This is a genomic window from Trinickia sp. (genome assembly GCF_051953405.1).
Lineage (GTDB): Bacteria > Pseudomonadota > Gammaproteobacteria > Burkholderiales > Burkholderiaceae > Trinickia.
This window is the reverse complement of sequence record NZ_JBQCIV010000095.1, coordinates 1-21,639: the sequence shown is the minus strand read 5'-3', so window position 1 is coordinate 21,639 and position 21,639 is coordinate 1. Positions and strand designations below refer to the sequence as shown.

At 62.7% G+C, this 21,639-nt stretch carries 19 protein-coding genes; 5 read left to right on the top strand and 14 right to left on the bottom strand.

Annotation, left to right across the window (positions count from 1 at the left end; translation table 11 throughout):
* Nucleotides 1-10: 10 nt before the first annotated feature.
* Nucleotides 11-319, top strand: a complete 309-nt coding sequence (locus tag ACTHN9_RS16855; RefSeq protein ID WP_440537919.1) for a DUF4148 domain-containing protein — start codon at nucleotides 11-13, stop codon at nucleotides 317-319.
* A gap of 51 nt (nucleotides 320-370) precedes the next feature.
* On the opposite strand, the gene ACTHN9_RS16850 is transcribed toward ACTHN9_RS16855, so the two are convergent.
* The 5 genes from ACTHN9_RS16850 to ACTHN9_RS16830 all read right to left on the bottom strand — a co-directional run bounded on the left by ACTHN9_RS16850 (nucleotide 371) and on the right by ACTHN9_RS16830 (nucleotide 4,706).
* The gene (locus ACTHN9_RS16850) at nucleotides 371-1,348 is read right to left on the bottom strand and encodes a helix-turn-helix transcriptional regulator (RefSeq protein WP_440537915.1); all 978 of its coding nucleotides are present in this window, start codon (nucleotides 1,346-1,348) and stop codon (nucleotides 371-373) included.
* Nucleotides 1,349-1,513: 165 nt separating this feature from the next.
* Complete coding sequence (locus ACTHN9_RS16845) at nucleotides 1,514-2,164, bottom strand: arylsulfatase (protein ID WP_440537914.1); 651 nt, start codon at nucleotides 2,162-2,164, stop codon at nucleotides 1,514-1,516.
* A 215-nt stretch (nucleotides 2,165-2,379) separates the two neighbouring features.
* Nucleotides 2,380-3,189 carry a dienelactone hydrolase family protein gene (locus tag ACTHN9_RS16840; protein WP_440537913.1) on the bottom strand — a complete coding sequence of 270 codons (810 nt, stop codon included), beginning with the start codon at nucleotides 3,187-3,189 and terminating at the stop codon, nucleotides 2,380-2,382.
* A gap of 12 nt (nucleotides 3,190-3,201) precedes the next feature.
* Nucleotides 3,202-4,095 (bottom strand): DMT family transporter, encoded by an 894-nt coding sequence (locus ACTHN9_RS16835; protein ID WP_440537912.1) that lies wholly within the window; start codon nucleotides 4,093-4,095, stop codon nucleotides 3,202-3,204.
* A complete protein-coding gene (locus ACTHN9_RS16830; RefSeq protein ID WP_440537911.1) occupies nucleotides 4,092-4,706 on the bottom strand; it encodes a nitroreductase family protein in 615 nt (204 codons plus the stop codon). Before ACTHN9_RS16830 ends, ACTHN9_RS16835 begins: the two co-directional genes overlap by 4 nt.
* A 103-nt stretch (nucleotides 4,707-4,809) precedes the next feature.
* Between ACTHN9_RS16830 and ACTHN9_RS16825 the strand changes: the two genes are divergently transcribed.
* On the top strand, nucleotides 4,810-5,736 hold the full coding sequence (locus ACTHN9_RS16825) for a LysR family transcriptional regulator (protein ID WP_440537910.1): 927 nt from the start codon (nucleotides 4,810-4,812) through the stop codon (nucleotides 5,734-5,736).
* Here the strand turns inward: ACTHN9_RS16825 and ACTHN9_RS16820 are convergent.
* Entirely contained in the window at nucleotides 5,727-6,806 is a 1,080-nt protein-coding gene (locus ACTHN9_RS16820; protein ID WP_440537909.1) for an alcohol dehydrogenase catalytic domain-containing protein, read from the bottom strand. The two genes, ACTHN9_RS16825 and ACTHN9_RS16820, sit on opposite strands and share 10 nt — an antisense overlap.
* Before the next feature lie 109 nt (nucleotides 6,807-6,915).
* Between ACTHN9_RS16820 and ACTHN9_RS16815 the strand changes: the two genes are divergently transcribed.
* Entirely contained in the window at nucleotides 6,916-7,698 is a 783-nt protein-coding gene (locus ACTHN9_RS16815; RefSeq protein WP_440537908.1) for a helix-turn-helix transcriptional regulator, read from the top strand.
* Nucleotides 7,699-7,741: 43 nt separating this feature from the next.
* Here the strand turns inward: ACTHN9_RS16815 and ACTHN9_RS16810 are convergent, their stop codons facing one another.
* The 4 genes from ACTHN9_RS16810 to ACTHN9_RS16795 all read right to left on the bottom strand — a co-directional run bounded on the left by ACTHN9_RS16810 (nucleotide 7,742) and on the right by ACTHN9_RS16795 (nucleotide 12,421).
* Nucleotides 7,742-8,578, bottom strand: a complete 837-nt coding sequence (locus ACTHN9_RS16810; RefSeq protein WP_440537907.1) for an ABC transporter permease — start codon at nucleotides 8,576-8,578, stop codon at nucleotides 7,742-7,744.
* A gap of 89 nt (nucleotides 8,579-8,667) precedes the next feature.
* Entirely contained in the window at nucleotides 8,668-9,933 is a 1,266-nt protein-coding gene (locus ACTHN9_RS16805; RefSeq protein ID WP_440537918.1) for an ABC transporter permease, read from the bottom strand.
* Nucleotides 9,934-10,119: 186 nt separating this feature from the next.
* Nucleotides 10,120-11,160, bottom strand: a complete 1,041-nt coding sequence (locus ACTHN9_RS16800) for an ABC transporter substrate-binding protein (RefSeq protein ID WP_440537917.1) — start codon at nucleotides 11,158-11,160, stop codon at nucleotides 10,120-10,122.
* A 166-nt stretch (nucleotides 11,161-11,326) separates the two neighbouring features.
* Nucleotides 11,327-12,421, bottom strand: a complete 1,095-nt coding sequence (locus ACTHN9_RS16795) for an ABC transporter ATP-binding protein (protein WP_440537906.1) — start codon at nucleotides 12,419-12,421, stop codon at nucleotides 11,327-11,329.
* 139 nt (nucleotides 12,422-12,560) lie between these two features.
* On the opposite strand from ACTHN9_RS16795, the gene pdxR reads away from it, so the two are divergent.
* Nucleotides 12,561-14,081, top strand: a complete 1,521-nt coding sequence (gene pdxR / locus ACTHN9_RS16790; RefSeq protein ID WP_440537905.1) for a MocR-like pyridoxine biosynthesis transcription factor PdxR — start codon at nucleotides 12,561-12,563, stop codon at nucleotides 14,079-14,081.
* 84 nt (nucleotides 14,082-14,165) lie between these two features.
* Here pdxR and ACTHN9_RS16785 read toward each other — a convergent pair whose 3' ends face one another.
* From ACTHN9_RS16785 to ACTHN9_RS16770, 4 genes are all read right to left on the bottom strand, one after another.
* Nucleotides 14,166-16,103 carry a S53 family peptidase gene (locus tag ACTHN9_RS16785; protein ID WP_440537904.1) on the bottom strand — a complete coding sequence of 646 codons (1,938 nt, stop codon included), beginning with the start codon at nucleotides 16,101-16,103 and terminating at the stop codon, nucleotides 14,166-14,168.
* A 525-nt stretch (nucleotides 16,104-16,628) separates the two neighbouring features.
* Nucleotides 16,629-17,675: a lipase secretion chaperone gene (locus tag ACTHN9_RS16780; protein ID WP_440537916.1), complete on the bottom strand. Its 1,047-nt coding sequence runs from the start codon at nucleotides 17,673-17,675 to the stop codon at nucleotides 16,629-16,631.
* 3 nt (nucleotides 17,676-17,678) lie between these two features.
* Complete coding sequence (locus tag ACTHN9_RS16775) at nucleotides 17,679-18,785, bottom strand: esterase/lipase family protein (RefSeq protein WP_440537903.1); 1,107 nt, start codon at nucleotides 18,783-18,785, stop codon at nucleotides 17,679-17,681.
* A 398-nt stretch (nucleotides 18,786-19,183) separates the two neighbouring features.
* On the bottom strand, nucleotides 19,184-21,037 hold the full coding sequence (locus tag ACTHN9_RS16770; RefSeq protein ID WP_440537902.1) for an ABC transporter ATP-binding protein: 1,854 nt from the start codon (nucleotides 21,035-21,037) through the stop codon (nucleotides 19,184-19,186).
* Between the two features lie 321 nt (nucleotides 21,038-21,358).
* On the opposite strand from ACTHN9_RS16770, the gene ACTHN9_RS16765 reads away from it, so the two are divergent.
* A complete protein-coding gene (locus ACTHN9_RS16765; RefSeq protein WP_440537900.1) occupies nucleotides 21,359-21,490 on the top strand; it encodes a hypothetical protein in 132 nt (43 codons plus the stop codon).
* Nucleotides 21,491-21,639: the final 149 nt, after the last annotated feature.

Below are 21,639 nucleotides of genomic sequence, written 5' to 3'. Positions count from 1 at the left end.
GGTCATCATCATGAAATCGCTCATTCAAGCCGTCGTTATCGCCGCCGCCATCGCCGCTCCCGTGGCCGCTTTCGCCCAATCGAACGCGCCCGTGACGCGCGCTCAAGTCAAGGCCGAACTGATTCAATTCGAGCAAGCCGGTGGCCGTGCGAACTCCAGCAACGACCCGTACTACCCGGAAGATGCGCAACAAGCGCAAGCGCGTGTCAATGCGCAAAACGGCAACAATCAAGGCTTCGGTGGCGTGCAAGCCGGCTCGTCAGCCTCGGGCGCACCTGCCAAGGCTGACGGCGTGAAGCCGCTGTTCTTCGGCAACTAAGTCGCACCGTCATGGAAGATAGATCGCGGCGCCTCGAATGAGGCGCCGCTTTCATTTGGAAGCCTTCAACCCATACAACGCCGCGACGGCACGCACGCGTTCGACGATCGACGCGCGCAGCACCGCAGGCTCCAATACCTCGACCTCCGGCGAAAGCCGCAGCAATTGGCCGGTCGCATGCTCGATCGACTCGATCGGAATCCGCACCTCGACACGTCCATCTTGACGGTGCGGTCGCGGATCCGCGGCGATTGCGCGAGCCACCGCGCTGCTCAGATAAGCGAGGTTTTTGAGCCCCGCGGCAGTGGCCAGCACCCGCGCCTCGGACTTCAACAATTCGCGCTCGAAGCGCTCGATCGACGCGCGCCAATACCCCGCTAGATCGAAATTTTTCGGGCGGCGGACTGTGGAAGACAAAATCTCGGCAGCAGCAATGTTGGAGACGCGGAACGTTCGCGGTTCGTCCTTGAGCAAGGCGACGACATACCACACGCCGGCCTTGAGCACCAATCCGAGCGGCCCGACCGTTCGCGCGGCGGTGGTTTTCCAGCTCTCGTAGCAAATCGCGAGTGCTCGCTCGCTCCATACCGCCTCGGCAATCGTAGAAAGCTGCGGCACCGGTTCGACCTCTCGATACCAATCGACCGGGTCTAAGTGCAGCCTGGAACTAACGCGTTGGGCGGCGTCGCGCGTACCCGCGGGCAACGCGGTCAACAGTTTGAGCTGGGCCGATTCGACATCGTGTTTGAGCCCGAGCTGTGCCGCCGGCCCCGCCAGCCCGCTGAGAAACACCGCCTGCGATTCGGCCGCCGTGAGGCCGGTGAGCGACGTCTTCCAGCCGTCGAGCAAACTGAATCCGCCTTCACGCCCGCGCTCGGCCACAATCGGCACACCTGCCGCCGTCAGTTGATCGACGTCTCGATGCAACGTACGAACCGATACCTCGAGTTCGGCCGCTAGCGCTCGCGCGCTCATCCGGCCGCGCGTTTGCAACAGCATCTGAATCGACAGCAAGCGACTCGCGCGCATAGGGGCAAATTTAATATGTCACGGGTTGGCACATATTATGCCGCGCACCGGCGTCGGCTTCGGATCGAAGAAGTCGACGACATCTCCGTCCAGGCGTGCCGAGCCGGCAATGCCAACGGGACTATCGCTTCAGGTCGGCGGCAACCAGGCCGCGCGCAACGCGCGTCAGGAAGCATCCGCTGCGTGCGCCATTACCGCACGCAAAGCCGCATCGGCGCTATGCAGCGGGCGCTGTTTCGTCTGGACGCGGTCGACCGCTGGCGCCATCCACGGGTGAGCGAACGCGACGACGGTCGCCCCTGCTTCATAAGCTTCGTCGGCGGCAGCGGCCGTGGCGGAAAGGGCACCGGCGACGTCGCCAGCCTGAAAGCGCGCCCATGCGGATGCAACGTGGATGATCTCGACCGACGCGCCGGTGGCGGCCGCATGGTGTTCGAACAATTGCCGGTTCGCCTCGATCGTGGATTCGACCGCGCACAGAACAGCGATGCTTCCGCCAGCGTTGGCGGCCGCCATGGCGAGCGCCCTATCCGCTCTCACGATCGGGACGGCGGCCGCATGCCGCATGTCGTCGACAACGGGCCCCAGCGTCGCGCAAGTCACCACCACCGCGTCGGAATCGGCGGCAAGCTCGGCGAGACAGCGAGCCGTCTGCGCTTTCACGTCTTCGGAGATCGCTCCGGCCTGCTGCACGGCTTCGCGTAAGACGGCACGCACTTCATGGCGCAGCGTGCCGCCGGCTAACCCGAGCTGCTTCGCAGCGTCGTCGAAAACGTGCCGATTGCCGTCGATCGTATGCAGGAGCGATATGCGCATGGTTCTTTCCAGGTCAACGTTCGTTATGTGAGCCACACTCGGCGCGCGAGGTGGTATGCGCACATTTTTTCAACGTTGACCTCGGCTAGCAAGGCAACTGTCATTACCGGTATCGAAAATACCCGTCGACCTTTTGCCTTTGTCGGTCGGCCAACCGAGCGGACTCGAAGGATTGCGATACAGAGCCCGCCCGATTGCGGAAACGCCATCCCCGTCTATCGGCTCGCGGCGTTCTCGTTCGAAGCGAAACTCTCCGCCAGCCAATCGCGCATCATTCGATAGGATCGCGCCGCGGCCTTCGCATCGTATCGACAATTGCCCGACGTAGCGGTGGCCTCCGTCTCCGTAAAGCAATGCACCGCGTGCCCGATCTCGACGAATTGCCAATCGGTGGGATCGCCTTTCATCGCCGTCGTAAACTCGGGCACCTGAGGCATGGTGAACGTATCGTCGCTCCCGTTCATCGCCAGCACGCGCGCCTTGATCTTCCCCGCCGAGGCGGGATCGTCCGAACTCAGATCGCCGTGAAACGCAACGACGGCTTTCACGTCCGAACCGCTCCGCGCGAGATCCAGTACGGCCGCACCGCCGAAACAAAAGCCGATCGCCGCCAACCGCGAAAGGTCGATGGGCGCCTTGCCCGCCTGTGCTTTGAGTTCATCGAACGCCTTCGCGATGCGCGTGCGCATCATCCCTCGATCGTGATAAAGGGGGCCGACCGCCGCCCGCGCGTCGTCGTCGCTCTTGGGACGCACCCCCGCGCCGTACATGTCCGTCAACAAGATCACATAGTCTTTGCCGGCGATCATCTCGGCCTTCTTCACGGCAATGTCGTTCAGGCCGTACCAATTCGGCACCATGACGAGCCCGGGCCGCTTGCTCGCCACGGCATCGTCATAAACCAGCACGCTCTTGAACGTCGTGCCGCCCAGCTTCCAATCGACGGGTTCCGTCACCATCTTCGCCAACACCGGCGAAGCGATGAAAAGGCCAAAGACGATAGAAGCGAGGCGCATGAGTCGCATGGCGGAATTCTCTCAGCGGGTTGAACGGGCGTGTGACGTCGAGATCGGCGCGGACACCCGGCGAGCGGGCCGTTGGCTAAGCCAAATACTGCCGATGACGCACACGATACCGACGATTTGAATCGGCGTCAGCGTCTGATTCAAAAACACCCATCCGAGCAGCGCCGCCGTCAGCGGGCTGATGAACAGCAGCGGCGACACGACACCGGGTTCGAGCCGCGCAATCCCGCGAAACCAAAGCACGTAAGTAAGCGCGGCACCGATCAACGCAAGCCACGCAAGTCCGCCGAGATTGGCCAGCGTCGGCGTAGGCATCGTCGGCGCAAATAGCAGCACTACGGGAATCAGTAGGAGCCCACCCGCTGTCAATTGCCACGCCGTATAGGCGAGCAACGACACCGACGGTTGCCACTTGCGCGCCAATACGTTTCCGACTGCCATCGACGCAGCCCCGGCCAAACCCGCCGCAACGCCGACCGGATCGAGCGCCGCCCGAGGGGTCAGTACCAGCAGCGCGACGCCGCCGATCCCGATCAGCACGGCAACGATCGACGTCGGCCGAATCGGACTGCCGAGCAAGAGCCGCGCCAAAAACACGGCGAACAGCGGCTGCACCGCCGCCACGGTCCCCGCGACACCGCCCGGCAGCCGATAGGCCGCCACGAACAGCATGCTCAAAAAGACCGAGATGTTAAGCGCGCCGAGTACGAAAACGCGTAGCCATTCGATACCGGAAGGCAACTGCCGCACGATCAAGAGCAGCAGCATGCCTGCGGGCAGGGCCCGCAACATGGCGACTGTGATCGGCGAAAAATTGGGCAAGAACTGCGTCGTGACGATATACGTGCTGCCCCAAACGACAGGGGCAACGGCTGTCGTCAGCAGATCGGATACGTTGGCTTTCATAGCGTTTGCAAGACTTCCGACAACGGGCGCCGCGGCTTTTGCGGCCAGTTTCCGGGCGCCGCGCGACCGAGCGCGATGAGCATCACGGGGACTTCGTCCGATGCAAGCCCGAATGCTTGCGCGACGGCCGCGGCGTCGAATCCGCTCATTGCGCTCGAGACGAAGCCCAACGCCTCGGCGGCATAGATCAGCGTCGCGCCGCCCAAGCTTGCCGAACGGATCGCTTCATCGCGCGCCGTTTGAGGGTCGGCGTACTGATTGCGCGCACCTTCCTGCCAAGCCGACGACATGTCCGCCCGCATGTAACCGGATTCGACGAACGGCCGCAGCCGCTCGCCCAAGCCGACGTGATCCGGCAGCACTCCGCAGACGATGAACGTCACCGCTGCATCGGACACCTTCGCCTGGCCGTATGCGCACGCGCGCAGCTTCTCCTTCGCCTCGGCGCTCCGAACCGCGATAAAGCGCCAGTTCTGAAGGTTGTAGGCCGTCGGCGCCCGAGTGGCAAGACGAATGAGTTCCTCGATCTCGGTATCGGCGATGGCATGCGATGCATCGAACTTGTTCGCCGAAATGCGTTGCTCGATCAAGGCAATCGTGGGGTGAATCATTCTTTCCGCTCCGGCAAATGAAATGCCTTCCAGAATACGGAATCCGCCCCGAGATGATAATGTTCGCCAAAGAATAACTTTATTTACCCAGGGTGAAGGATCGATGGACCGCTATACCGCCTTGCAGGTGTTCCGTCATGTCGCCGAGCTACGCAGTTTCACCGAGGCCGGGCAGCGCCTCGGCGTGTCGTCGGCGGCGGTCAGCAAGAACATCGCCGAATTGGAGACTTACGTCGGCGCGCGATTGATCAATCGAACGACGCGGCGCATGGCGCTCACCGAGGAAGGCAGAATCTACCTAGAACATGTGACGCGCGGCCTCGATGCGCTCGCCGAAGCCGACGACGCGCTCGGCCCGATTAAGACATCGCCGCGCGGCACCTTGCGTGTCACGGCGCCCATGACCGTCACACTCACGCGCCTATCGGCCGCCATTCCGCGGTTCATGTCGCAGTACCCGGATCTCAAACTCGATCTGCATCTCGACGACAGACGCGTCGATCTCGTACGAGAGGGGTTCGATCTCGCCATCCGCGGCACCGACAACCTCGAAGATTCCAGCTTGATCGCCCGCAAACTGGCCGTCATGCCGCACGTCATTTGCGCGGCACCGTCCTACTTCGAGGCGCACGGCAAGCCCCGGACGCCTTCCGATCTGAAAGCGCACAACTGCATTCGCTTCAGCCATTCGGGCCACTCCGATACGTGGGAGTTCAAGCAAGGCGATCGCATCGAACGTGTGCAAATCGAGGCCCGATATTCCGTAGGATCGAGCCTCGCGATTCGCGATGCGCTGCACGCCGGGTTCGGTCTTAGCTTGATCCCTTATCCCTATGTCGAAGACGACCTGAAGCAAGGGCGGCTGCAATCGGCTCTCGAAGATTGGCGCACGGTCGAAACCACAATCTATGCGATCTATTCGTCGCGGCAGCACGTCTCGCCCAAAATTCGCGCCTTTCTCGGCTTCTTGATCGAGGAGTTCGGCCGGGCACCCACGACAGGCACAACCGCGTCCAACGATCAGGGTTGAACGACGGTCATTTTAAAGGCGCCGCCGTGCTCGGCCGCATGAGCCACCGCTTCGTTGGCCCGCTCGAGCGCGAACGTCGTCACATCGAACTGTCCGAGGTCGAGCAAGCCCGCGCGGATGAGTCTCATCATGCGAGTCGCCGCCTCGGGCGCAGACATCCACTTGCCGCGCACGGTGATGTCGTTCCGCATGATCCATGGATAAGGCAAGCGCAGGTCCTCGCCGCCGAGCATGCCAACGCCGCCCATCAAGACGACGCGGCCGTTGGGACGAACCGTCATGATGGCCGCGCGCGCGGCCTTCGCAGGCGCCGAGGGCGGCAGCAAGTCCAATACGCAATCGATGGGACAGGGTGCGGCCTGCCGCATGCGCTCGCGGTCGGCCTCCTCGTCGCCGGTGAGCACCACCGTGCGCACGCGTTCGCCGAAACGGCGACGCAGATCGTCGAGCACCTGCCGATTGCGCCCCGGCGCCACGACGCACCCGGCGCCCATCGCCAGCGCAACCGCCACGCAAGCGCTGCCGAAATTGCCGGTCGCGCCGCTCACCAGCAGCGTTTCTCCCGCCTGTAGCGATGCCGCCAGCAGCCCACCGTACGGCACGAGCATCACGGTGAGGGCGCACCAACGCGCGGCTTCTTCTCGAGCGATATCGCCGATTCGAATCGCGTTTTCCGTCGGCACCCGAATCTGTTCGGCAAACGGCCCATCGTGGTAGTGGCGTTGCAGACGCAAGCCGCCCTCGCCTCGCGCGCTCCAGCCTTGCAGCGTGATGTCGGGCATCAAGGCGTCGTCGCGCGAGCGTACGGTCGGGTCGCAAAACACCCAATCGCCCGCTTCGAGATGCGTTGCATCGGGCCCGCTCGCTCTCACCCGGCCGATTGCGCCGCAGCCCGGCACGATCGGCAATTCGACCGAATAGCGGCGTTCGCCGCTGAACACTTCGTTGGCATAAGGCAGCACCGGCGCGGCGACGACGTCCACGATTACCTCGCCTGTGCCGATAAGGGGCGCCGGTATCTCTTCGATCGCCAGCGGATGGCCAAGTGATTTGAGGATTGCCGCTTTCATCTGTACGCTCGCAAGGGTGGTTGGACGAGACGATTCTGGCAGGCCGAGTATTCGTAACAAGGCCTGGTACTATCCTAGGATTCACGGCTACCACCCTCTACCCCCAATCATGTCGGCATCGAGACGAAGCGAGTTTGGCGAGTTCCTGCGGTCGCGTCGGGAAAAACTGGCGCCGGACGCTCGCACGCTCAAGAACGGCCGGCGCCGGCGCACACCGGGCTTGCGTCGGGAGGAAGTGGCGGAGTTGGCCGGTATCGGCGTGGATTGGTACGTGCGGCTCGAACAGGGCCGAACGGTCAGCCCATCCGATGCCACCCTCGATGCACTGGCGAGCGCACTACGGCTCAATAAAGCGGAAGCGGCCCACTTGCGGCAATTGGCCCGTGGCGACAACCCGCGCGCATTCGTCCCCGAAAGCGTGCCGCCCGCCATCGAGCGAATGGTGTCGCGTCTGCCGCTGCCGGCCTACATCACCGGGCGGCGCTGGGATATCCTCGCGTGGAATCGCGCCGCACACGATCTGTTCGGCTTCGGGCGCCTGGCGCCGGCAGAGCGCAACATCCTCGTGTTTACGTTCCTCGAACCGAGCGCGCGATCGCTATTCGGGTCGGCGTGGGCTGACGAAGCGCGGCGTATGATCGCGCTCTTTCGCGCGACGCACGATCTCCATGCGAGCGACCCGGCATTCGTCGCGTTGGTCGAGCGGCTACGGTCGGGCAATGCGCAGTTCGCGAAGTGGTGGGATGCGCACGACGTGCGCAGCGGTGCGTCCGGGCAAAAAATCATCGCGCACCCGAAGCGAGGCTTGCTGCGCTACGAGTACGCGACGTTTCAGGCAAACGACGACCCGGCGTTAAAGCTGGCCATCTATACGCCGGTTTCGCCGGTTTGACCGCCGAGGCGCAATGGGGCGCGAGGCCGAAACGGTCCCTCGCTCAAGCCGTTGCGCGAGCGGCGTTTCGCCCGCGCAGCCATTCCAACGCGAGCAGCAAGGCTGTCGAAAAAACGATCAGAATGGTCGCCAGCGCCGCGATCGTCGGGGTGATGTTCTCGCGGATACCGGTAAACATTTGGCGCGGCAGCGTCGTTTGATTCGCGCCGGCCAAGAACAGCGTCACCACCACCTCGTCGAACGAAGTCGCGAACGCGAACAACGCGCCGGAAATCACCCCCGGCGCGATAACGGGCAGCGTGATTCGGAAGAACGTATGCGTGGGATTGGCCCCCAACGAAAGGCTCGCACGAACGAGGTTGCCGTCGAATCCTTGCAATGTCGCGCCGACCGTCGTCACGACGAACGGCACACCGAGCGCCGCATGCGCCATGATGAGCCCGATATAGGTATTCGCCAGCCCGAGCGGAGCGAAGAACAAATACATGCCCACGCCCACGACGATGACCGGCACGATCATCGGCGAGATCAACACGGCCATGACAATCGCCTTGCCGCGGAAATTCGCTTTCGCCAAACCCAGCGCGGCCAAAGTACCGAGCACGGTCGCCAACACCGTGGCCGAGGGCGCCACGATAAAACTGTTCTTCGCCGCCATACGCCAGGCGTCCGACATCACCAGATGCTCGTACCAGCGCAGCGACCAGCTGGGAATCGGATAAACGAGGAACGTACTCGACGAGAACGATAGCGGCACGATCGCCAGCACGGGGAGAACCAAATACAACAGCGTCAGGACGGCTAGCGCGCGCAACATGAAGTACCACGCGCGTTCGACGAGCGACGTATGCGGCGCGAACAGCGGATTCGAAAGTTTCATCGTCGGCTCCGGCTCGAATGCCTCGATGGCATTGCGGCTCTATCGATTCAATGGGTCGAGAAGTTCAAAGGTCGAAGTTCATCTCGGCCCTACAGGCTGGGCTGCGCTTTCGTGAAGCGGCCATACACGACGTACAGCACGAGCGTGGCCGCCAACAACAGACCGCCGAGCGCGCACGCCATGCCCCAGTTGATCGTGACGTTCGTGAAGTAGGCGACGTAATAGCTCACCATCTGGTCGTTCGGCCCACCCAGCAACGCCGGCGTAATGTAGTAGCCGATCGCGAGAATGAACACGAGCAGCGCGCCCGCACCGATCCCCGGGTAGGTTTGCGGCACGTAAACCCGCCAGAATGCCGCGAACGGATGGCTGCCCAGCGAAACCGCGGCGCGCTGGTAGGTGCGCGGAATCGACTTCATCACGCTATACAACGGCAGAATCATGAACGGCAGCAGAATGTGCGTCATCGAAATGTAGACGCCTGTCCGATTGAACAGCAATTCGAGCGGCGCGTGAATCAAGCCGAGATCGAGCAAGGTTCGGTTGACGAGCCCTTCTGTCTGCAGGATCACGATCCATGCGGCCACCCGCACGAGAATCGACGTCCAAAACGGAATCAGCACGAGAATCATGACCAAGTTCGCGCGACGCTCGCTCAGCGTCGAAATCCAATAGGCGAGCGGGTAGCCGAGCAGCAGCGCGGCCAGCGTCACCACCGCCCCGATCACGAACGTACGGCCAAAAACATTCAGGTAGATGCGTTGATCGGGATCGGTCTTCTCGATGTGGCCGAACGCATCTTCGCGATGATCGAGCGAAGCCAGCAAATAGAACGGCGAATAGCGTGAGCCGTTTTTAGCGATCGCCCGCCAGTAACGGAGGTCGCCCCAGCGTGCATCGAGACCGATCAGCTTCGCCCGAATCTGCTCGGGTGCGAGCTTGAGCGGATGGTTGTCGTCGTCCGTGAACGGCAGCGCGTTCGCCGTCTTCGACACCAGCGAGTGAAAGCCCGGTATTTCCACGTTCAGCCGCCGCTCCAAGCTGCCCATGACCTCGCCGTCCTGCGTGGCGGCCAAATCGGTCGCCAGCGCCGCGTAGGCCGCCACCGGCGGCTCGCTCTTGCGATCCCAGTGGCGCAACTGGACTGCGGTTTTCGGTAAGGCGTCGGCCACTTCGGGGTTCTGCACCGCGCGCGTCAACAACGCCGCAATCGGCACAACGAATATCAGCAACAAAAAGATCGCCAGCGGTGCAATCAGAAGGAGCGCCGTCAGACGCTTGCGTGCCTGCGCGGCTTTCAACTCACGCTTCAGTGTCGCGGTCGACGCGCCACTCGGCTCGCCCGGAATCGTCATCGTTTGCACGCTCATCTCCTGCGTTGCCTCTTGCTTCGTGCTTCGCGCTGTTCGCGTTGCACCGGCCCGGTATCATCGCGGCCGGCGCAAAGGGGGTCGATCGGCGGCACCGGACGTCATTTCGACGCCGGTGCCGGTACGGCTACCGCTACTGCAACGGCTTCGCTTTCGCTGCCGCCGCGCGCATTACTTCGACGCCCACGACGCGAAACGCTGCTCGAGTTCGTCGCCGTAGTCGGTCCAGAACGCCGCATCTTGCAGGACCGCGTTCTTACCGTTGGCGGGCGAATTCGGCAGATTCGACAGCGTCTTCGCGTCGAGCGATTTGATCGCATCGCGATTCGCGGGGCCGTAGGCGATGTGCTGCGCATAGGCCTGTTGCGGTTTCGACGACACGGAATAGGCAATGAATTGCTCGGCCAACGCCTTATTCGGAGAACCCTTCGGAATCACCCAGTAGTCGAGATCGTAGATGCTGCCGTTCCACACCACCTTCAGATTCTTGCCTTCGCGCTGTGCGGCATCGATACGACCGTTAAACGCCGAAGACATGACGACGTCGCCCGCGACGAGGAACTGCGGCGGCTGCGCGCCCGCTTCCCACCATTGAATGTACGGCTTGAGTTCGTCGAGCTTTTTGAACGCGCGGTCTTGACCGGCCTTGGTCGCGAGGACCTTGTAGACGTCCTTCGGCGCAACGCCGTCGGCCATCAGCGCGAATTCGAGGTTGCCGCGCGCACCCTTGCGCAGCGCACGCTTGCCGGGGAATTTCTTCACGTCCCAGAAATCGGCCCAGCCCGTCGGCGCCGTCTTGAGTTTGTCGGCGTTGTACGCGATGGCGGTCGACCAGACGAAAAAGCCCACGCCGCACGTGCTCGGCGATTCGGGGATCAGCTCCGACTTCTTCGCGATCTTCGACCAGTCGAGCTTTTCATAGAGGCCTTCGTCGCAGCCGCGGCCGAGATCGCCCGATTCGACTTCGACGACATCCCAGTTCACATGTTTGGCTTCCACCATGGCCTTGATCTTGGCCGTTTCGCCGTTGTATTCCACCGCCGTGATGGCGTCGCCCGTCTTTTGTTGGAACGGCTGGTAATAGGCGAGCTTCTGCGCGTCGGCGTTCGCACCGCCGAAGTTCACGACAGTCAGCTCGGCCGCCGCGGCGCCGGCCGCGCCGAGTACCGTCGATGCGCAAGCGACGGCCAGCGTCGCGGCAACGCGGCGCATCGTGGTGGGGTTCGTCTTCATCTGGGCTCTCCTCTACGTGGGTATTCGTTGGGTATTCGTCGATGCGTCCGCAAGGAAGCCGGATCGCGCGATTAACGGCTCTATCGACAGCACTATCGTGACTAACAGGCGCTGACGGGTGCAATGCGGTCTCGCCGCCGAACGGTCAGGCGAACACGCGCAAATGCTCCGGCGCGAATTCGAGTGCGACGCTTGCGCCCGGCACGAACGTGTCGAGCGCTTCCGTGCCGAGCGGCACCTTCACAAAGCATTCGTCCTGCTCGGGCACCGCGCAACGCATCCGCACGTGATCGCCGTAATAAATGACGCCGCGCACTTTGCTGGCGAGCGTATTGCCGCGCTGCCGCTCGCTCGGCTGCGCCACGAGACGCAAGCGCTCTGGGCGGATGCAAGCGACGGCCGATGCGCCGGGACGCGCGCCCGCCACGTTGCGGCCCACGACCTGCGTGCCGTCGCGAAGGCGCATGCGGCAAAACTCGCCGTCGATGTCCGAGATCGTGCCTTGTAGGCGATTGCTGTCGCCGATGAAGTTCGCGACGAATTCGTTGCAGGGCGTTTCGTATAAACAATCGACCGTATCGAGCTGCTGCACGATCCCTTTGTCGAAGACAGCGACGCGATCGGACATCGTCAGCGCCTCGCCTTGGTCGTGCGTGACGTAGACGAACGTCAAGCCGAGCTTTTCGTGCAGCGCCTTCAGCTCGTACTGCATGTGCTCGCGCAGTTGCTTATCGAGCGCGCCGAGCGGTTCGTCCATCAAGACGAGCCGCGGCTCGAACACGAGGGCGCGCGCCAGTGCGATCCGCTGCTGCTGCCCGCCCGAAAGCTGCGCCGGGTAACGCTTGGCAAAGCTTTCCATGCGCACCATCTTCAATGCCTCGGCCACTCGGTGCCGACGCTCGGCGGCGGCCATCTTGCGCACTGTCAGCGGGTAAGCGACGTTCTGCTCCACCGTCATGTGGGGAAACAGGGCGTAGTTCTGAAAGACCATGCCGATGTTGCGCTGGTGCGGCGGCACGGTATTGAGCAATTCACCGTCGAGCCGGATCTCGCCGCCGGTGGGAAATTCGAAGCCGGCCAGCATCATCAGGCAAGTGGTCTTGCCCGATCCGGACGGCCCGAGCAGCGTCAGGAACTCGCCCTGGTAAATGTCGAGGTCGAGCGATTTGACGACGAGGGTTTCGCCGTCATACGTCTTACGCACGCCGCGAAAGCTCACGATCACTTGATCCGTCTTCATTGTCCGTCGTCTCCTGCTCCACCCACTCCGACCCGATTGGCTCCATCGACTAGCGAGCACCACACTTCATTTGCAATCCAATATAATCGGTCACGGTTCTACGCAACGGAGCCATTTCATTATTCCGAAGGGAACCACTTTGGATACGATCATTCTGTCCGACTGGCTTTCCACCCGGCTCGAACGCGGGACCGGCGAGCCGATGTACCGCCAAGTGCTGCGCCTGGTCCAGCAGGCCATCTTGACGGGACAATTGGCCCCCGGCACGAAGCTCCCGAGTTCGAGAACGCTGGCGGACGATCTCGACGTCGCGCGCAACACGGTGCTGCGCGTCTACGATCAATTGACGGCCGAAGGCTACGTCTTGTCAACGACGGGAAGCGGTACCTACGTGGCCGATACGCGTCCCGACACGGCGGCGGTCCGGCCGCGATCGGCGCCCGCCGCCAGCAAGCCGAGCATGACGCGCGACGCGCTGGCCCAGCAGAGTTTGTCGATGCGCGGCCGGCGGCTGATCGGCCGAGCGGGCGTGGCGCCCAAGCAGTGGGGGGCGTTCATGCCCGGGGTGCCCGATGTCGCCGAATTTCCGGCGCGCACCTGGAGCCGCCTGCAGGCGCGCCTCTGGAAAGAGGCCAACCCCGAGTTGCTGACCTACGCGCCCGGGGGCGGATATCGGCCGTTGCGGCGCGCCTTGTCGGATTACCTGCGGGTGGCGCGTTCGGTCAAATGCTCGCCCGATCAAATCATCCTCACCACGGGTATTCACCAGTCGATGGACTTGGCCGTTCGGCTGCTGACCGATGTCGGCGATCGCGCGTGGGTGGAAGAGCCTTGTTATTGGGGCGCGCGCAGCGTGCTGCAATCGGCCGGGCTCGAACTCGAGCCGATTCCCGTCGATAGCGAAGGCTTGAACCCGCGCGAGCTTTCGCCCGCGGTGCCGCCGCGCTTGGCGGTGGTGACGCCTTCGCATCAATATCCGCTCGGCATGGTGATGAGCCTCGCGCGCCGCCGGACCTTGCTCGAATATGCCCGCCAGCACGGCGTGTGGATCTTGGAGGACGATTACGACAGCGAGTTCCGCTACGGCAGCCACCCGCTCGCCTCGTTGCAAGGGCTCGACGAAGCGGGACACGTGATCTACGTCGGCAGTCTAGGGAAGATCTTGTTTCCGGGCTTGCGGATCGGCTATATGGTCGCGCCCGAACATTTGGTCGATACGTTCCGCACCGGCGCGGCCGAACTGTATCGGGAAGGCCAGCTCATGCATCAAGCCGTGCTGGCCGAGTTCATCATGGACGGCTACCTCACGTCGCATGTGCGGCGTATGCGCGCGTTGTACGGCGAGCGTCGGCAAATCCTGATCGATGCGATTCATTCGCGTTTCGGCAATACGCTGCCCGTGATGGGCGACGAAGCGGGATTGCACTTGGTGCTCGGATTGCCCGAAGGGACGAACGATCGTACCGTGACGGCGGCTGCGTTCGAGGCCGGCGTGGTGGTGCGGCCGCTCTCGACTTACTACAGCCAGGAAAGCGCCGCGCAACCGGGGTTGCTGCTCGGCTATGCCTGCGTGCCGCACGAGCGGATCGGGCCGGCGTTCGACGCACTGGCAAAAGCGATCGAACAGGAATTGGCGACGGGCGTGGAGAGGGTGGCGTAATGGTGGCGTGAGGGTGGCGTGAGGGTGAGCGAGCCGCCGCCCTCCATAGGCGACTCGAAACACGCCCCACGCCCCGCCAGCCCTTCAGTAGGTCGCGCTCAGCTTCGAAAACTGCAGGCTGCCGAAGCCCGTGTCGAAATCCCAACCGGCGCTCGGCTTGTAGCCATAGTTGCCATAGCCGTTGTTGCTGGCGGACGTCACATCGTGCACGAGCAACTTATTGGTCAGCTTCTTGTATAGGCACTGAGTCGGCAAGCCGATACCGTTGTTGTGCGCCGATTCGATCCGCGCGAATCCACCGACGAAAATCGGCGACGAAAGACTCGTGCCGCCCACTTGCTGGCCGGCCTGCCCGTTAATGACGATCAGTGCCCCCGTGGCCGAGGCGGCGGCGAATGCCACGTCGGGCAGCGCGCGATGCTTCACCGACGAACCCAGCACGGCGACTTGCCAAGACGGTATCGTTTCATAGGCGCTGACGCCGCCGCCCGTCGCCCAGATGCGGGCGGCGTTATCCACGGGAAAACCGAATCCATCGAGATCGGCATAAGCGGCACCTTCGTTCCACACCGTTTCGCCGGCCCAGTCCGTCGTGTTCGTCGTCGACAACGTCGTGCCGCCGACCGCGACGACATAGGGGGAGCTAGCGGGCCACGAAACGCCGTAGTGCGGCATGTCGATCGTCGTGCTAATCGACGTGCCGCTGTTGTTGTAATCGCCGATGAAGCCCGGCGCGCCCTGCGGCGAATACGACCATTGATACACGCCCGCGTCGCCCGACGCGATAGAGAAGATTTGACCCTGCGCCGCCGCCTGTTTGAACGCCGCGTCGTTCGCGCGCAGCGAGCCGTCCGCGTTCGCTGCCGCTTCGTCCTCGCCGAGCGACACGTTGATCAGCTTCGCCGCGTTGTCCGAGGCCGCCTTGTTGTAGGCCTCGGCTAGCGTGCCGTCGGTCAGGCCGCTATCGCTACTGTCGCCGTTCGCCGCCGCGTAGAAGATGAGCTTCTTGACGCCGCCGGACACACCCACGATATCCTGGCTGTCGAGATCCCATTCGGCTGGGTCACCATCGTCGGCGAGCGTGCCCGGGCCGCCTTGCACCACGGCGGTATTCACGGTAGGCAAGCCCACGCTTTGGGTGAACTGGTTCAGATCCGAAATCGTCTGGGTCATATCCCCCCAGGTGATGATGCCGACCGTCGTCTTGGTCGCGGCCGGTAAGCTGCTCGCGCCATAGATCTTCGCGAAATCGGTGGGTAGGTGCCCCACCTGCTGGCCCGCGGCCGAGAACGAATGGCTCGGCTGATCGATCAATGCGCTCGGGGGCAACAGCCGGTGCAGCAATCGATGCGGCACGGCCGCGTTCTGCAGGCCGAGCACCGCTTCCACCATGCCGCCAAGGTCGCTCGGTACCCGCGCCGGCGCAGCGTTGCCGTATACCGGCTTGCCTCGGTAGGTGAAGCGCTTCAGGTCGACATGGAACGCGCCGCGCGAATTGTCGGCATTGCCATCCGCCGAAACTAGCCGCCTGTTCTCGGAAACCGCGATGTTGCGAAAGCCGTTCGCGCGCAGGTGCGCGACGACAGAGCGTACTTGCGCTTCGGTCGGAGCGAAGCGCTCGTCGAACTCGGCGGTCGTCAAATAGCGGTGATAGTTCGGGTTGCCCGGCTGTTCCAATTCGCGTACGAACGCGTCGAGCTGCGCGTCGTTGCGACCTTTGAGCACGACCGTGATATGCAGGGGCTGGCTCACTTCGAGCGGCGTCACGCGTGTGTCGGTTAGCGCCGGCCTACCGTTCACGTTCAGCGCGTAGCCGGTCGGCGCCGCGACACCGGCCGCCTCGGAGCGCGCCTCGGCCGCGGTCCGTACCCGTGGAAGCAAGAATGCCTCGGTGGACGTCGCGGTCCACGCCGTCGCCGCATAAGCGATATGCGGCAGTTGTGCCGCCGCTATCGCCAGAGGAAGCGCGCCTAGTGCAAAACGCTTGGAAATCAAGAGGCTGATTTTTTTATTCTTCGACATATATAAGCTCCGCTGTTCTTTTTGAAAAACCCGGACACGGCTCGTGACCCTTGTTCCGGGATTCGATGAGATGCAGCCGATGCATACGCAACTCAATATTTTATCGATGGCGATAAGGACACCCTCCTCTTTTTATAGGGGATTGAACAATCGCTTTTGCTGCTTGCCTGCGGCATGCCAGCACGGCGCGGTCCCGCTCCTGGCTGAGCGATGCAGATCGCCCGCCGGGCTGCTCGAACTAGACGGACCGGTTATTCCATCAAAGTATCGTCACTCGGATCCGATTGATTCGCCGCAACATAGCAGTCGAATATCCAATCGTCAAACGCTATCCCCAGCACTGCGGATCGTGGAAATAGTGTGATAAGCGTACATTGAAAATATGCACCAAAACTGAAATGGCGTGCGCTTTGTCATTTTCGCTATACCGCATAGCGACTGGGAGGGGTTGGGAACGGTTCGATGCGCTTGGAGCGCCGTACGCAAGGGAAGGCGCTCCTGCTTGTGGCGTTCTTTAGTGGTTCTTCAGTGCCCCGCCGTGCGGTCGAGCGAAGCGGCGCGCAGCGCCTGCGCAGGGTCTGTGAAAAAGCGTTGGCGTAGCTGCGCGATCTGCGCGTCGCGGTCGGCGGCCGACAAGCCCATCGCTTCGATACTCGCGCGTTGCGCCGCATAGTCGGCATATTTCGCATGCCATGCGTCGTCGTTCTGCCGCATCTTCACGATGCGTTCGGCCGCCTGCGGCCCGAACGCCTGCGTCGCTTTCGCTCGCAACTGATCGATGTCGATCCCCTGCTGCTGCAGTTCGGCGATCGCATGAACGCGCGCTTGCGCACGTGCGTCTTTCTGGAGGGCGGCGCGTTCCTCGGGCGGCAAACTTTCTTCGAGCGCTTGCAAGCGGGCCGTCTTTTGCGCATCGGTCAAAGTCGAATCGCGCTGAACGCGCCATCGCTCGATCATGTAGCGCGCATGCCGCCAGTCGGGACCGAAGAATGCTTCGCTCCACGCCACGCCGAGCACGCGCGCGGCCACCGATGCGCGCTGGTCGAGCGAGGCCTGCATCGCATCGAGATCGCCCGCTTGCGTCGTGCCGCCGTCCGTGGCCGGAGCGGAAAGCGTCTCGAGGCTACCAAGCGTCTTGCGGTACGCGGTATAGCGTTGCCACACGTCCAAGGCTTCAGGCTGCGCGATCGTGCCGTCGAGCTGCGCCGCGATCTCTTTGCGGACGAGCGCATCGAGCGCCTTCGGCGGCATTTCATTTTGCGCGCTCAGGAAATAGTCGAAAAAGTCGCGTACCGTGCGCGCTTTCCGCAAATGGCCATGCTCGTCGATGGGCAGGTGCGGCGGCATCGAGCCCGCAAGCGAAACCGGCAACGTGGACGCTGTCTCGGTCGATTCAGGCCGCGCCGCGGGAGCAAGCGGCACCGCCACGGCGGCGGCGACGCTTTGCCCGTGTGCGAGGGGCGCCCTGGCCGGCGCAGCGAGATACCAGACGGCAGCAGCCGCGGCGCAACCCGCGAGACCGAACCATGCGAGCGTGCCCGCGGTCTTCTTTGCATCGGCAGGGCGCGTCATCATTTACAGCCCCTGAACTTTCAAACGATTGGCATGCGTTCGAATGACCGCTACCGGATCTTCGGCGTTTTGACCCATCACGCCTAGCACCTGATTGATTTCATCGACGTGATTCCAGTGATAGCTCGTGCTCAGCACTTGGCCGAACAACGCGCTGCAGACCGAAACGAGGCCGTCGTTCGGACCGGCGTTGCGATTGATCATGATCGTGCCCGAACCGAGGAGCGCGAGGGTCGAGGGGTCCTTGAGATTGGCCGAATCGAGTACGCCGGATACGCTCGTATCGGTCGCGGCTTGCACGCCGAGTGCGGACCAAGTCGGCTGGATCGCGCTGCCGGCCCACGAGTACAGGTAGTGCATGTTGCCGTTGACCGTCTCAGTGGGTGTGCCCGTCTGACAGGAACCGGGCGCGCCTAAACCGGCGCTCGGCACCGCCTCGTTGTACTGCGCGGCGTTGGACGTGGTGAGCGCGTTCAGTGCCGCGATCGCATCCTGATTCGTGTTGAAGTTGCTGCTGAACAGCGTACCCAAAAGATTGGCGAACTTGCCGATCAACGGCGCGGCTAGCCCCGTCGGATCTTTTGCAAGCACTTGGGCCACGTAATCGGCGAACTCAGAACCCCGATGCGGCGTGCCGATCGTCGTGACCGAGGCCACCAGGTCGGGCGCCACCGCCGCCACGTAGCGTGCGTCGAGTCCCCCTTGGCTATGGCCGATCAGATTCACCTTTTGTGCGCCTGTCGCTGCAAGGACTTGCTGAACATACGCGAGCAGTTGCTCGCCCCGCCCGTTCGCGCCCAAATCGCCTTGGAAGCCCGAGAGGTTCGCCACGTAGACATTCGCGCCGTGCGATTCGAGATCGGATGCGATCCCGTACCAGTAATCGATCAGGTTCGCGTAACGGTCGGTGCCCGAGAGGCCATGGACGAGGACGATCGGATATTGCGTCGCGGCATAATCGTCGATTGCCGGGGCAGTATCCGCCATTGCGGAACCGGATTGGGCGAGCAAAAGAAATGTCGCAGCACCCGTCAATCCGTATAACGGAGCGCCGCAAACCGCCAGCGCCATCAAACCGCCTACAAACTTCCTTTTTAAAGACCTAGCCATACCGTTCCTCCAATTTATATCGCGACGAAATGCCGATGACTTTTCATACGGCGTTTTAAACGATGCCGCTCCGCAAGCCTTACTGCACGGTGCACACGGCGCATTGGAGTGAAGCAGCAAACAGCGCTTAACGTAAGTGGATTTTTCAGATTAGACAGGTATCACTAATCAGATTGGGATATTACGTATGATTAATTTTCGTTTTCATTACAGAAAATCAGCGCTAACACGAAACCACATTTTTATCCATCGATTAAAGATTCGCATAACAAATCACTACCAATTTCTTTAGCCCTCTTCGACGATTTCCTCAATGCGCATTCGTTGCGGCATGGCCGAGAATTGAAAAAGGCCGGCAAAGCCGGCCCTCTTAGGTTCGCATCAGGTCATCGTCGTACTCAGGCTTCGGCTACCGCTGCCGTGGCCGGCCCTACCGAATGCGACGGCGGCGTATCGAGCCCCTTCGTCAATTCGAGCGCCTGACGCTCGAACAAGCGCCGATACAACCCGTGCTCGAGCCGGATCAACGCATCGTGACTGCCCTCTTCGACGACGCACCCCTTATCGAGCACGAGCAAGCGATCGAGTGCGCGCACGGTCGATAGGCGGTGTGCCACGACGAGCGTCGTGCGCCCCACCATCAACCGGTCCATCGCTTGCTGAATCAACGCCTCGCTTTCGCTGTCGAGGCTCGACGTCGCCTCATCGAAAATGAGCACCGGCGCATCGGCAAGAAAGGCCCGCGCGATGGCCACGCGCTGCCGCTCGCCGCCCGAGAGCTTCACGCCGCGCTCGCCGACGAGCGTGTCATACCCGTTCGGCAACGCGGTAATGAAGTCGTGGGCATTGGCGAGCCGGGCCGCACGCTCGATATCGGCCTGCGATGCGCCGGGCCGCGCGTAAGCGATGTTCTCCGCCAACGAACGGTGAAACAGCAACGGCTCTTGTTGAACGATGGCAATCTGCGCGCGCAAGGACGCCTGTCGGACATCGGCAATGTTTTGCCCGTCGATCGTGATTTTGCCCTCCGAGACATCGTACAGACGCTGAATCAACTTGATGAACGTCGTCTTGCCGGAACCCGAATGCCCGATCAAGCCCACGCGCTCGCCCGGGGCGATCCGCGCCGAGAAATCGGCATACAACGGCGCCGCATGTGCGTCGTACCGGAACGTCACATGCTCGAAGCGAATCTCGCCGCGCTCCACGGCGAGCGTGCCGGCGCCAGGCTTGTCTTCGATGCCGAGCGGCTGGCGCGTCAACTGCGCCAGCTCTTCCATATCGTTGACCGAGCGCTGCAGTTGACGCACGAGCATGCCGACATCGCGCAGGTAGCCTTGCAGAACGAGGAACATCGTCAACGAAAAGGCAATGTCGCCAACGCCGGCGCGGCCGTTCAGCCACAGCATCAGGCCCACGCCGAGCATCGCGGCCTGCATCAAGGCGAGCATGACGTTTTGCAGACTCCCGTTGAACGTCCCGCGCACCCAGGCCCGGCGTGTGCGATGCCGCCATTTGTCGATCACGCGGGCAAACCGCTGCTCCTCGCGCACCTCCGCGCCGAACGCCTTCACGACGGCGTTGCAGGTCACGGCGTCCGCCAGCGCGCCGCCCATGCGCGTATCCCATGCATTGCCCAGACGCGCGGCGGGTGCGACGACGCCGACCGTCAGCGCGATCGTCGTGCCGATATAGAGCACGGCGCCCACGCCGACGACAGCGCCCATGATCGGCCAGTGCATACCGAGCAAGATCGTCGCGCCGACGAGCATGACGAACGAAGGCAGCAGACCGAGCAGCAACGTGTCGTTGAACATGTCGAGTGCCCACATGCCGCGGGTGATTTTGCGGACGGTGGAGCCGGCGAAGCTGTTCGCATGCCAATCCGTGGACAAACGTTGCACGCGATGGAACGCATCGCCGGCGATGTCGCTCATCATCCGCAGCGTCAACGCGATGATGCCCGCGTAGGTGAGATAGCGCAGCAGCGCACTGCCGAGCGCGAGCCCGATCAGTGCCGCGAGCGATTCGAGCGCGCCGTGCAACGCGCCCGCCTTCGCATGGCCCGCGCCTGCGAGCGCGTCGACGAGACGACCCGCGAAGAGCGGTGTCATGACGTCGGCCAACGCCGTGAGCAGCGCGAGGGCGACGATGCCGGCAACGCGCCAGCGTTGGACCATCCAGTGTGTAAAGGCGAAGCTGAAGACGTCCTTGAACGTCTGCCCGCCAAGATCGATTTTTTTGCGAATCATAGGCGCTCCGCCCGGGGAGCGGGTCGCACCCAGGGCTTTTTCAAAGGTAAAGAAAACGCTTCGCGGCGCAGACGAAAAAAACGTCGGCGACGCGGCTACGCCGCTTGTGGCGGCGAACTAGTGGGAAAGCAGGACAACCGAATGGCGGGCCGCGCGATTCAGGCCGTACGCGGCGACGAGAACCGCTACGTCAGCGGCGCATCTCGCGCGAAGGAACACCTGCCACGTTCGGGACGGCTTTAAGCGTGGTGTTGGACATCGAACGCCTCCCTGGGTGGATGGGTGTGTTGAGGGGATTGATACGACGATAGTGTAGCAGCAATGGCGGAGATCGATGGGAATGGCGTTGTGGTTGCGCGGTTATTTTGCGACCATTGGGACGTGTCAGGTAGAACCTTCGAGGATCACGACGGCTACCGCATCGTTTTGCAAAACTCGGCGTGGTCCGCATGATGTAGGTGGGACGTATCCGGGATTTTGTGTGTGAGGCGGGTTGACACTTACAGCCCGATGTTGAAGCGCTCGGGGTAAAGCAGTGCGAACTGTGTCATCGCGCTTTTCCAATCATGTCGAGATCCGGTCCATTTGGCAACGACATTGCG